6 protein-coding genes are annotated in these 13,293 nt (G+C 32.0%); 5 read left to right on the top strand and 1 reads right to left on the bottom strand.

Annotation, left to right across the window (positions count from 1 at the left end; all coding sequences use genetic code 11):
• The first annotated feature begins 906 nt into the window (after positions 1 to 906).
• The 3 genes from TERY_RS21610 to TERY_RS21600 all read left to right on the top strand — a co-directional run bounded on the left by TERY_RS21610 (position 907) and on the right by TERY_RS21600 (position 9,147).
• Positions 907 to 2,940: an N-6 DNA methylase gene (locus TERY_RS21610; RefSeq protein ID WP_011613783.1), complete on the top strand. Its 2,034-nt coding sequence runs from the start codon at positions 907 to 909 to the stop codon at positions 2,938 to 2,940.
• Positions 2,941 to 3,061: 121 nt separating this feature from the next.
• Positions 3,062 to 4,309: a restriction endonuclease subunit S gene (locus TERY_RS21605; protein ID WP_011613782.1), complete on the top strand. Its 1,248-nt coding sequence runs from the start codon at positions 3,062 to 3,064 to the stop codon at positions 4,307 to 4,309.
• Positions 4,310 to 6,171: 1,862 nt separating this feature from the next.
• Positions 6,172 to 9,147, top strand: a complete 2,976-nt coding sequence (locus tag TERY_RS21600; RefSeq protein ID WP_011613781.1) for a type I restriction endonuclease — start codon at positions 6,172 to 6,174, stop codon at positions 9,145 to 9,147.
• Positions 9,148 to 9,866: 719 nt separating this feature from the next.
• Here TERY_RS21600 and TERY_RS21595 read toward each other — a convergent pair.
• Positions 9,867 to 10,949, bottom strand: coding sequence for a transporter substrate-binding domain-containing protein (locus TERY_RS21595; protein WP_011613780.1), 1,083 nt, complete (start codon positions 10,947 to 10,949; stop codon positions 9,867 to 9,869).
• A gap of 198 nt (positions 10,950 to 11,147) precedes the next feature.
• Between TERY_RS21595 and bchM the strand changes: the two genes are divergently transcribed.
• Entirely contained in the window at positions 11,148 to 11,834 is a 687-nt protein-coding gene (gene bchM / locus TERY_RS21590) for a magnesium protoporphyrin IX methyltransferase (RefSeq protein WP_011613779.1), read from the top strand.
• A 970-nt stretch (positions 11,835 to 12,804) separates the two neighbouring features.
• Positions 12,805 to 13,194 carry a DUF423 domain-containing protein gene (locus tag TERY_RS21585; RefSeq protein WP_011613778.1) on the top strand — a complete coding sequence of 130 codons (390 nt, stop codon included), beginning with the start codon at positions 12,805 to 12,807 and terminating at the stop codon, positions 13,192 to 13,194.
• Positions 13,195 to 13,293 lie beyond the last annotated feature (99 nt).

The following is a 13,293-nucleotide window of genomic DNA, read 5'->3' as shown; positions in this document are numbered from 1 at the left end:
AAAAAAAAGATAGTTAAATATAGTTTATCGGTCAAATATTTTATAAATATTGAGTTGAAGTAGATTTTTATAGAAACAAAAAAAATATGCTGAATTTATCTGCTGCTTTCTAGCTAGTTCAGCATACTTTTGAGTTGGTTAATTAAAAGATACTTAAATATAGTTTATCGGTCAAATACTTTATAAATATTGAGTTGAAGTAGGTTTTTATATAAACAAAAAAAATATGCTGAATTTATCTGCTGCTTTCTAGCTAGTTCAGCATACTTTTGAGTTGGTTAATTAAAAGATAGTTAAATATAGTTTATCGGTCAAATACTTTATAAATATTGAGTTGAAGTAGGTTTTTATATAAACAAAAAAAATATGCTGAATTTATCTGCTGCTTTCTAGCTAGTTCAGCATACTTTTGAGTTGGTTAATTACAGGATATAGGGAACTTTAGGGATTTCACAATTTAGGCAAAATTTTAATGATTTTAGTTTCTCTATTTCTAGATTTGATTTTTACCTAAAAACTTTAAATTTGATTTTTAAGATAAAAAATTAAACTCAAGAAAATAAAGTAAAAAAAAATATCAAAATTATCTAATTAGATTTAAAAGTAAATTAATTTTGGTTTGGTTACTATAGCAATCTTATCTGAATAATGAAATAAATAGAATGCTTTAATATAGAGAGTAAAAGGAAGAAAGCAAAAGAAGCTATTTTTTAAGTAGGTATTTAATTTATATAATATTTAAGACTGCTATATATGAACCGGGTTTTATTAGATAAACGGTGATTTAGTTATTCCAGCTAATAAACTGAATAATGATATTGTCGCCCTGCATTGTTTTAGTTTCTGTCGAACTAATGATAAAATTAAAAAATTTACTTTAGTTACTTTTCACTAAAAATAACACAAATGGATCAAAATATACATAACGGAATTGTTAGCTTTATTTGGGGAATTGCTGATGATGTTTTACGGGATATTTATGTTAGGGGAAAATACCGAGATGTGATTCTACCAATGACTGTTATTCGGCGGTTAGATTGTTTGCTTGAACCTACAAAAGCAGCAGTTTTAAAAGAGAATAATTTTTATGAAAATATGGAAATTTCTGATAAATCTGGATTAACAGAATTTACTAAATATCCTTTTTATAATACTTCTGGATTTACTCTTAAAAAATTACTGGATGAACCTAGGTCTATCAAGGAAAATTTGATAGATTATCTGAATGGTTTTAGTGACAATGTACAGGAAATTATTAATAAGTTTAAGTTCCGCAACCAGTTAGAAACTTTGGTAGAACATAAGCGCCTTTATGCTTTAATTCAAAAGTTTACTGACTCAGATATTAATCTCAGTCCCGAACCGAGAAAAGATAAAAAAGGTAAGGTTATTCAACCTGGTTTATCTAATTTGGGTATGGGTTATGTTTTTGAGGAATTAATTAGAAAATTTAATGAGGAAAATAACGAAGAGGCAGGAGAACATTTTACTCCCCGCGATATTATTAAGTTGATGGTTAATTTGATTTTTATGCCTGTGAAAGACCAGATTAAAAATACTACTTATTTAGTTTATGACTGTGCTTGTGGTTCTGGGGGAATGTTGACAGAAGCAGAAAATTTTTTGCTGGAGTTAGCAACAGGAATGGGGAAAAAAGTAGTCATTCATTTATTTGGGCAAGAGGTTAATCCTGAGACTTATGCTATCTGTCAGGCGGATATGTTAATTAAGGTAAAAGAAACCGATAATATTAAGTATGCTTCGACTCTTGCTAGTGATGGTTTTCCGGATTTTACTTTTGATTTTATGTTGGCTAATCCTCCTTATGGAAAATCTTGGAAGGTCGATCAGGATAAAATTTTAGTGGGGAGAAAAAAGGAGGTTAAAGATAATAGGTTTTTGGTTAAACATCAGGGGGAAGAATTACAACTTATTCCCCGCAGTAGTGACGGGCAATTATTATTTTTGGTCAATAAACTTTCTAAAATGAAAGACTCGACAAAGTTGGGAAGTCGGATAGCAATTGTTCATAATGGTTCGGCTTTATTTACGGGAGATGCTGGTAGTGGGGAGAGTAATATTCGCCGTTGGATTATTGAAAATGATTGGTTGGAATGTATTGTTGGTTTGCCGTTAAATATGTTTTATAACACTGGTATTGCTACTTATATTTGGATTATTTCTAATAAAAAATCTGTGGAGCGTCGGGGTAAGGTGCAGTTGATAGATGGGAGGGAATGGTATGGGAAATTAAGGAAAAGTTTGGGGAGTAAAAGTTGTGAGTTACGGGGGGAAGATATTGACAGGATAACTGAGGAGTTTTTGGATTTTTCGGAGTCGGATAATAGTCGAATTTTTGATAATGAGGATTTTGGTTTTCATAAGATTGTTGTGGAGAGACCTTTGCGTTTTAGTTTTCAAGTTACGGCGGCAAGGGTTCAGGAATTTGGTGAAAAAATGGGGGATGATTTGTTGGGAGTGGTGGATATTTTGCGGGGGTTATTTGGTGAGGAGGTGCAGTGGGATTTTAATTTGGTGAAGAGAGATTTTGAGAAGGCGTTGAAGGTGGAGGGGTGGAATTTGAAAAAGCGAGATTTGGATTTGATTTATCAAATTTTTACTGAGAAGGATGAGCGAGGAGAGGCTGTTATTTTGAAGCAGACAAAAAAGGGAGTTGTTTATCAAGCAGATGCGGAATTGAGGGATACTGAAAATGTGCCTTTGAAGGAGAATATTCAGGAGTATTTTGAGAGGGAAGTTTTGCCTCATGTTTCTGATGCTTGGATAGATTTTGATAAAGTGGTGAGGGGTTATGAGATTTCGTTTACTAAGTATTTTTATAAATTTCAGAAGTTGCGGAGTTTGGAGGATATTGTGGAGGAACTTTTGGAGTTGGAAAAAGAGACAGAGGGAATATTGAGAGAGATTGTTTTTGAGTAGTAGGAATTGTAGGGAGGTTGTATGCAATTTCCCTACAGATTTATAATTTTAGGAGGGGAGAATAGGTAGATTATCTATTGGGGAAAATTTGAGTTTTTTAACTAGGAGATTTTGAGAAAATATGGTTAATTTTAATTGGCAAAAATATCCGGTTTATAAAAGTTCTGGTGTTGAATGGTTAGGAGAAATACCGGAACATTGGGAGATGAAAAGACTAAAGTTTATATCTCATCTTGTTTATGGTGACTCTCTAGGTTCAGAAAATAGAGAAGACGGTAATATTAATGTATATGGTTCTAATGGAATGATAGGTCTGCATTCAAAAGCGAATACTCTTTCACCAGTAATTATTGTTGGTAGAAAAGGTTCTTTTGGTAAAATTCAATATTCTTTGTTTCCTTGTTTTTGTATTGATACAGCTTATTTGATTGACCAAAGAAAAACCAAACAAAATCTCAAATGGTTATGCTATGCTCTACAAATATTAGAGCTTGATAAAATTTCCCAAGATACAGGTGTACCAGGGTTATCTCGCGAAAAAGCTTATCAAAAATTAGTTCCAGTTTCTCCCCTTTCAGAACAACAAGCGATCGCTAATTTCCTAGACGAAAAACTCGCCCAAATAGATGAATATATTGCCAAAAAACAACGGATAATAGAACTACTAAAAGAACAGAAAACTGTTATTATTAATCAGGCAGTTACTAAAGGTATTAACCCAGATGTTTCGATGAAATATTCTGGTATTGAATGGTTAGGAGAAGTACCGGAACATTGGGAGGTTTTACCAGCATTTGCAGTTTTCAAAGAGCAATGTGTAATCAACAGAGACTTAGTTGAAAAAAATCTTTTGTCTCTTAGCTACGGTAAAATAATAAGAAAAAGTTTTACTAACAATTTTGGTTTACTTCCAGAGTCTTTTGAAACTTACCAAATAGTCACACCTGGTAATATAATACTAAGACTAACAGACTTGCAAAACGATAAAAGAAGTTTGAGAGTAGGGTTGGTTAAAGAAAAAGGAATAATAACATCTGCTTACCTTTGTTTAAACCCTCAAAACGTAATTCCAGAATATGTGTATACCCTACTTCACATCTATGATATTTTGAAAATTTTTTATTCTATGGGAAGCGGTGTAAGACAGAATATGAAATTTAAAGACCTCAAAAGACTTCCTATTACTTTTCCTCCAGTTTCTGAACAAAAAGAAATAGTGTCATTCATTGAAAAAAAATTAGAAAAAATTGAGCGATCGCTCACCGTAATAGAAAAGGAAATAAAATTAATCCAAGAATATCGAACAACTCTAATTTCTGAAACAGTAACAGGCAAAATAGACGTTAGAAAATATCATCCTCCCCAATAAATTCACTCATGGCAACCATAACGGACCGAAGCTATAATGTAGTAGGCTGGGTTGCCCTCAAGTTAACCCAACAAAAAGCCAATTTTCTATATCTATATCTATATTTATGTCTATTGTATAACTAACAAAAATTCCTGAATTTTCCACTTTTGCAAAATTCCTATCCTTTAGGTTTCATGGCTGAAGCTAACCGATATTTTTCCCAAAATTTTCCCAGTCATATCTATATATATATGTGCTGAATTTTCCACTTTTGAAAAATTCCTATCGTTTGGGTTTCATGGCTGAAGCTAACCGATATTTTTCCCAAATTTTTCCCAGTCATATCTATATATATATGTGCTGAATTTTCCCACTTTGCAAAATTCCTATCATTTAGGTTTCATGGCTGAAGCTAACCGATATTTTTCCCAAAATTTTCCCAGTCATATCTATATATATATGTGCTGAATTTTCCCACTTTGCAAAATTCCTATCCTTTGGGTTTCATGGCTGAAGCTAACCGATATTTTTCCCAAAATTTTCTCAGTCATATCTATATATATATGTGCTGAATTTTCCCACTTTGCAAAATTCCTATCATTTAGGTTTCATGGCTGAAGCTAACCGATATTTTTCCCAAAATTTTCCCAGTCATATCTATATATATGTGTGCTAAATTTTCCGACTTTGCAAAATTCCTATCGTTTGGGTTTCATGGCTGAAGCTAACCGATATTTTTCCCAAAATTTTCTCAGTCATATCTATATATATATGTGCTGAATTTTCCCACTTTGCAAAATTCCTATCATTTAGGTTTCATGGCTGAAGCTAACCGATATTTTTCCCAAAATTTTCCCAGTCATATCTATATATATATGTGCTAAATTTTCCGACTTTGCCAAATTCCTATCGTTTAGGTTTCATGGCTGAAGCTAACCGATATTTTTCCCAAATTTTTCCCAGTCATATCTATATATATGTGTGCTAAATTTTCCGACTTTGCCAAATTCCTATCCTTTGGGTTTCATGGCTGAAGCTAACCGATATTTTTCCCAAATTTTTCCCAGTCATATCTATATATATATGTGCTGAATTTTCCGACTTTGCAAAATTCCTATCATTTAGGTTTCATGACTGAAGCTAACCGATATTTTTCCCAAAATTTTCCCAGTCATATCTATATATATATGTGCTGAATTTTCCCACTTTGCCAAATTCCTATCCTTTGGGTTTCATGGCTGAAGCTAACCGATATTTTTCCCAAAATTTTCCCAGTCATATCTATATATATGTGTGCTGAATTTTCCCACTTTGCAAAATTCCTATCCTTTGGGTTTCGTGGCTGAAGCTAACCGATATTTTTCCCAAATTTTTCCCAGTCATATCTATATATATATGTGCTGAATTTTCCCACTTTGCAAAATTCCTATCCTTTAGGTTTCATGGCTGAAGCTAACCGATATTTTTCCCAAATTTTTCCCAGTCATATCTATATATATGTGTGCTAAATTTTCCCACTTTGCAAAATTCCTATCCTTTGGGTTTCATGGCTGAAGCTAACCGATATTTTTCCCAAAATTTTCCTAGTCATACCTATATATATGTGTGCTAAATTTTCCGACTTTGCCAAATTCCTATCGTTTAGGTTTCATGGCTGAAGCTAACCGATATTTTTCCCAAATTTTTCCCAGTCATATCTATATATATATGTGCTAAATTTTCCGACTTTGCAAAATTCCTATCCTTTGGGTTTCATGGCTGAAGCTAACCGATATTTTTCCCAAAATTTTCCCAGTCATATCTATATATATATGTGCTGAATTTTCCGACTTTGCCAAAACTGATAACTTATAACTTATAACTGATAACTAATAACCCAAATGGCTTCCGATATTACTGAAAAAGGTCTCGAAAATATTATCTATCAAAGTCTCATCGACGACTGCCAATATTTAGAAGGTAACCCCAAAGACTACGACCAAACCTACTGTATCGACACTGAGAAACTTTTCCAGTTTCTCCAAAACACCCAACCTGAAAAATTAACAGAAATTTCTAACTACCACGGCGCCAACTGGGAGAAAAAACTTTATGAACGCCTCCACCACCAAATAGAAGAGAAAAGTATAGTCAATATATTACGTCAAGGTATCAAAACTGGAGAAACCCACCTCGAACTTTACTATAAACTTCCCACTTCCCAACTCAACCCCGACACTATCGAAAATTTCCAAGAAAACGTTTTTTCAGTCACTCGCCAACTAAAATACAAAGAAAACCGTAACTTCTCCCTCGACTTAGTAATTTTTATAAACGGTTTACCAGTTATTACCTTCGAGCTAAAAAACCAACTAACCAAACAAAACTTTCGAGACGCCATAAACCAATATAAAAATGACCGACGCCCCAGAGAATTATTATTTCAATTCAAACGTTGCCTAGTACATTTTGCCCTCGACGCCGATGAAGTTTGGATGACAACAAAACTCAACGGCAAAAATACAGAATTCATACCATTCAACAAAGGCAAAAAATCAAATCCTGATCTACCTTTTCCGGATACAGCAGGGAACCCTCCCAACCCCAACCACATCAAAACAGATTATTTGTGGAAAGAAATTTTAACCATAGAAAGTCTCGGAAACATCATCGAACATTACGCCCAACTGATAGAAAAAGAAGAAGATAAAGACAAAGACAAAAAAACAGTCAAAAAGCTAAAACTAATCTTCCCCCGCTACCATCAACTCGACCTAGTCAAGCAACTTTTAACAAGTGCAAAAAAACATGGAGTCGGCAACCGCTACTTAATCCAACATTCTGCAGGTTCCGGCAAAAGTAATTCTATAACCTGGCTGAGTCATCAACTCGTAGAACTGAAAAATATTACCGAGAAAGAAAATATTTTTGATTCAGTTTTAGTCGTGACAGACCGCAAAATTTTAGATAAACAAATTAGGGAAAATATTCAACAATTCGCTCAAGAAGACAAAGTCGTAGAAGCAACCAAAAACAGCAAAAAATTAAAATCAGCCTTGGAAAACAAACGGAAAATTATTATTACAACAGTGCAAAAATTTCCATATGTTGTCAAAGAAATTCAATCTTTATCCGATCACAAGTTTGCCATTATTATCGACGAAGCACATTCGAGTCAAACTGGCAAAAGTGCAGCCAGCATGAGTGAATCTTTGAGCAAAAAAGATTCGGAAGTAGAAGAAACCACAGAGGATAAAATAATCCGAATTATTGAGTCACAAAAACTTTGCCCAAATGCTAATTATTATGCATTTACTGCCACGCCAAAGAATAAAACTTTAGAGTTATTTGGTGTCAAAAATCCAGAAGATGGAAAATTTTATCCGTTCCATAGTTATTCCATGAAGCAGGCAATTGAAGAAGGATTTATTCTGAATGTTTTGCAGCATTATACGACCTACAAAACCTATTGTCGATTAGAGAAGAAAGTTATAGACGACCCTGAATTTGATAGTAAACAAGCAAAAAAGAAGTTAAAACAATATGTAGAAGAGGATCAAGAGAGTATCCGCAAAAAGTCAGAAGTGATGATTGAGCATTTTTTATCAAAGGTAATTGCTCAGGGAAAAATTAATGGAAAAGCTAAGGCTATGGTCGTTAGTAATAGTATTAAAAGTGCGATTTATTATAAAAAAGCTTTTGATAAATATTTGAGAGAAAAAAAATCTGATTATCAGACTATTGTTGCTTTTTCTGGAAGTAAAGAAATAGACGGCAAAAAGGAAAATGAGTCTTCTATGAATGGATTTTCTAGTAGTAAGATTACAGAAAAATTTAATGATAGTAAATATAGGTTTTTAATTGTGGCTAATAAGTATCAAACTGGTTTTGATGAACCGTTGTTACATACTATGTATGTGGATAAAGTTTTATCTGATGTGAAAGCAGTACAAACTTTGTCTAGGTTAAACCGTTCTTGTGAGGGAAAAACAGATACTTTTGTTTTAGATTTTGTTAATTCTGCTGATGAAATTCAGAGAGCTTTTGAACCTTATTATAAAACAACTATTTTGAGTGAAGAAACAGATAGCGATCGCCTCTATGATTTAGAGGATAGTTTAGCAAGTTTTCAGATTTATTCTCAAGAAAATGTAGAGAAATTTATGAAGCTTTTTTTGAATTGTGAGTCACGGGAAAATTGGGAGTCAATTTTAGATATTTGTGTGGAAAAATATAATTGTGATTTGCTAGAGGAGGAAAAAATAGAGTTTAAAAGTAAAGCCAGGAGTTTTGTGAAAAATTATCAATTTTTGGTGCAAGTAAAAAGTTTTAAAAATTCCAATTGGGAGAGTTTAAATAGTTTTCTGAAATTGTTAGTTAATAAACTGCCACAATTAGATAATTCTGATTTATCGGCAGGAATTATTAATAGTGTGGATATTGAGAGTTATCGAGTAGAGCTTCTAGCTAGTCAAAGTATTAATTTAAGTGGAGAAAATACCCTATCTCCCATTGCCAAGAATATTGTTAGTGGAAATTCTCAAAGTAGGTCAGATAAAGTTAGTCAAATAATCGAAGAATTTAATAACCGCTTCGGTGGTAATATTGTTTGGCAAAATGAGGGTAGGGCATGGAAATTTTTATTAGAGGAGTTGCCAGAAAAAGTCAGAGGAAATGGGGAGTATAAAAATGCTATAAATTATAGCGATCCGCAAAATGCCAAACTTACCTTTGAAAATAAATTCAATCAAGAATTACGGCGTTCTACCCGTGAACATATAGAAGAATATCGTCAATTTACAGGTAATAAAAGTTTTCGAGAATGGTTAATTAATACTTTATTTAATCTTGACTACGAGCAAGATAAAAATGCTTAGAAAAATAACTATATACTAATCCGTTTATCCGTGGAAAAATCTTGATTTAGTAATATTTAACTTATGAAAATATAGAATAATATATTCAATTTATATGCAATCAAAATTTTCTATTTAATTAATACTTTATTTAATCTTGGCTATGAGCAATATTAAACTACTTCAAAAAATCACTATATACTAAATACTAACCCGTTTATTAATAGCAAAATCCTTTAAAAAAATACTATATATTAATCCGTTTCTTCCTCTTAAAATCCTTTTCAATTTTTCTATTTATATTAATTAAGACTTGATTAAATATTGACTATTATTAATATTAAACTACTTTAAAAAATACTATATACTAATCAGTTTTCCGTATAAAAATCCCTGTAAAGCTATGTTTTATTCCTGAAAATATAGAATAAAATTGTTAATTCATTAGGAAAAAAGATTGATAATAGTTAATTAATACCTAATTTAATCTTAAATATTATCAGGAAAAAATGCTTGAAAAAAACGTAAAAAATCTATATATAAAACAGTTCTATTCGCGAACATTGAGTATATAGAATAACATAGTCAACTTACAGGGAATAAAAAAATTAGAATAGTTAACTAATACTTTATTTTATCTGAACTATTTTACATAAATAACTATTAGGAAAAAAGGCTTAAACAAAGAATAGTATACTCACCCATTTATCCATAGCTAAATAAAGATTTAGCACCTCTTACTAATTATCTTTAGAACTAGACAACCACTTAGATTCTATCTCTCTAATCTTGCCATTTTCTCGCATTTCTAAAAGTTTAATATCAAGATTTTTGATAAAAGAGTTATCAAGAGATACAATAAAACCATAAGGTTCATCAGCAAAATTAACTGGGGACAACTTTAAGCGCTGTTCACGATCATTACGTAAATAATATTGAAGAGCAGGAACATCAAAAATCACACCATCCACTTCATTTAACTTGAGTAAATTAATTGCATCTACTAAAGTCTCAGTCTGATTAATACGCGCCTCATATTGCTTAGCCCACTTCTCTCCAGTAGAACCTTTAATAACAGAAACTCTTGCATCCTTAATATCTTGAGGATAACTAAACTCTGTAACTCTTTGATTAGTTAAAGAAACAGTTAAAGCCGTAGCTATACCAGCAGTCAAAGAAGAAATTGTCACTGTAGTAAGAACCATCCATACTCCAGTAATAATACGCCCAGATTTAGTAACTGGAGTCATATCGCCATATCCTACCGTGGTTAAAGTTACCAAAGCAAACCACATAGCATTGCCTACTCCATGGAAATAATTTGGAGGAAATTGTTCTTTATTACGCCTTCTTTCGGCTAACCACAGAAGGTTACCCATTATAAATAATAAAACTGTTAACAAACAAACTGAAGAAATAAAGGCCAGGCCAAAAAAAGGTCTAATTATACTCCAGACAGTAGGACTCTCAGGGCTAGCTAATAAACCAATTTTGGCATAAAAGTAGGGTTGAGTAAAAGCAACTTTTTCTAAGCGCTCAGAAGTTATACTTATTGGCCCAATAATAATATCCAGTTCACCTTTATTTATACTGTCAATACTATTAGCTACACTATTTTGCGGCACAAACTCATATTCCAGTCCTTCGGATAAAGCTAATTCTTTCCATATCTCAACACTAATACCTTTAAAAACATTATCCTTGATTACAAAAGGAGCGGCTCCAGCTACACCAACTCGTAATTTTTCGGCTTGCGCTGGTAAAAAGATATTAATGACACAGCTTATAGCAATAAAAGTAAATAAATTTAGTTTGTTAAGCATTTCTCAGAACTAAAGTTAGCTAATTCAATTTTAATAGTGATAATTTTTTTTCCCAAAATCAGGCATAATAATCAAGTTAATTTTTTTGTATACCATTGATGGGCTCCCACTTAGAAACTTGTAATATCAAAGCTGACTTTGATATGATATAACACTTTGTAGGTTGACTTAAGAATCACTGTAAAATTAAATAGAAAAATGACAAAAACAGACGACAAAAGAATTGTTAGAGATTATTTTAATTCCACTGGTTTTGACCGATGGCAAAGAATTTATGGAGATGGCCAAGTAAATAAGGTACAATTAGATATTAGGAAAGGGCATCAGCAAACCATTGATACTGTCCTCAATTGGTTGCAAGCAGATGATAATCTACAAGGGTTATCAATATGCGATGCTGGCTGTGGGGTTGGTAGTTTGAGTATTCCTTTAGCTAAATCTGGAGCAGTTATTTATGGTAGTGATATATCAGAAAAAATGGTATTGGAGGCATATCAGCGTGCCAAATCTAGTTTAATCAATATAGATAATATTAATTTTGTAGCTCAAGACTTAGAAACTTTAAGCGGTAAGTATCATACAGTTGTTTGTTTAGATGTGTTGATTCATTATTCTCAAGACCAAGTTGCAACTATGATTAATCATTTGATCTCTCTAGCAGAGTCACGGTTAATTATTAGCTTTGCACCAAAAACTCTCGCTTTAAGTATATTGAAAAAAGTTGGAGAGTTATTTCCTGGGCCAAGTAAAACTACTCGTGCTTATCAGCATCGGGAAACTGATATTATCAAAATTATTGAAAGTAATGGTTTTTCTATCCAAAGACAATCAATGACCAGCACAAGTTTCTATTATTCTCGTTTACTAGAAACTGTTCGCAAGTAAAAAAAATGTTTAATAAAATTATAGTTTAATTAAGTTTTAACTGTATTTAATATCAATAAAAATTTTCTGAGAAGTCGTAAGTAAAACTCTAGTGAAAAATAGTCAATAAAATATCAATATTATTAATGATAATTAGGAGGTTATGAATTCAGGAAAAAATCATGGGTAAAGCATGAATAAAAATCAAAATAATCGTAGTTATCTAAAGGTTTTAATATTTATAAAATTAGATACAAAAGTAATTTAAGTTATCAGTTAGTATCTTTGGTCAAAGCTTCGCTTTTTATATCGCGTAGGAAAAAAATTATTCGTTATACCAAGGTTTATCAATATTTGCTTTATGAATAGAGAACTTTTTAGGAGTTAGGCCTCATGAGTTATGAGTCAGAATGAATGGCTTCAATACCATTCTCAGGTGATAAATTATTTTTTTTGTCAAATGGAGAGAGCCTATAAATTCTTTTTGTCGCTCTTACTATTTGAACACATTTTTTTTGCATCCTTGATATTATTCTCCTGGGTACGAAACAGGGTTTTTTATGTACCTACGAAAATAGTACATCTAATTAAAGTATTCAGATTCAAATATTTAATTGATATTTAATTGAGTATTTTTTTCCCCAACTTTTAAAGGATAACTTTGAGACTGGATTTTTTTCAATCACAGAAACTGAGAGAAGAATTAAAAAGTTGAGAAGAGTTCAGAAACTAATTGAGTAAGAATTCAGCTATCAGTAATAAGGCAATGTTTTTGTCGTATATTCAACTCTGCTTTTATCTAAAACCAAAAGAAGGAGAGTCAATAACTGATAGCTGACAACTGAGTACTTAACTAATTGCGCTTACAGCCCTTTGCTTTGTTATGTTATTAAGGTACAGCTAGGGGAATAATATGCCCATAATACATAACTCACTATCTACTTTATACATCATTTGCTCCTTATTTGCTGCATGAAGCAGTACACAATTAATGACAAAAATTTCAAAGATTTTTTTAGTAATTGCATCTATATTGGGAGGTCTATCTGTAGTAGCTGATTCTTTCGCTGCCCATGCTTTGAAAGACAAGCTAAGTCAATACTCTCTTGATATTTTTCAAACAGGGGCTAATATACAAATGTATCATTCCTTAGCATTATTAATGGTATCTTTTTTATTAACAATGGAAGATCCACCATCATCTTCAATGGTGGTGTCTGGATATGCCTTTATTGCTGGAATAGCAATTTTTTCTGGTAGTTTATATGTTCTGAGTATAACTGGAATAAAATGGTTAGGAGCCATTACACCTATAGGTGGAATAGCATTGATAGTGGGATGGAGTTGTATAGCGATCAGTGGTTGGAACTTAAAATTATAAAAAATTGATAATTTTAACTAGTTCTGAAAAATATGTAGATTTATGTCAAAAAAATAGCAGAAATGTAAAATCAGACTATATTCAAGGTATACTATAATA

It is taken from the genome of Trichodesmium erythraeum IMS101 (assembly GCF_000014265.1).
GTDB lineage: Bacteria > Cyanobacteriota > Cyanobacteriia > Cyanobacteriales > Microcoleaceae > Trichodesmium > Trichodesmium erythraeum.
Note: the sequence above shows the minus strand (reverse complement) of the source record. Positions and strands in the feature narration are given on the sequence as shown.

What these genes read in the sequence shown, in the direction of transcription:
- TERY_RS21610 (WP_011613783.1), top strand. Translation starts at nt 907, where the DNA reads ATGGATCAAAATATACATAACGGAATTGTTAGCTTTATTTGGGGAATT.
- TERY_RS21605 (WP_011613782.1), top strand. Translation starts at nt 3,062, where the DNA reads ATGGTTAATTTTAATTGGCAAAAATATCCGGTTTATAAAAGTTCTGGT.
- TERY_RS21600 (WP_011613781.1), top strand. Translation starts at nt 6,172, where the DNA reads ATGGCTTCCGATATTACTGAAAAAGGTCTCGAAAATATTATCTATCAA.
- TERY_RS21595 (WP_011613780.1), bottom strand. Translation starts at nt 10,949, where the DNA reads ATGCTTAACAAACTAAATTTATTTACTTTTATTGCTATAAGCTGTGTC.
- bchM (WP_011613779.1), top strand. Translation starts at nt 11,148, where the DNA reads ATGACAAAAACAGACGACAAAAGAATTGTTAGAGATTATTTTAATTCC.
- TERY_RS21585 (WP_011613778.1), top strand. Translation starts at nt 12,805, where the DNA reads ATGACAAAAATTTCAAAGATTTTTTTAGTAATTGCATCTATATTGGGA.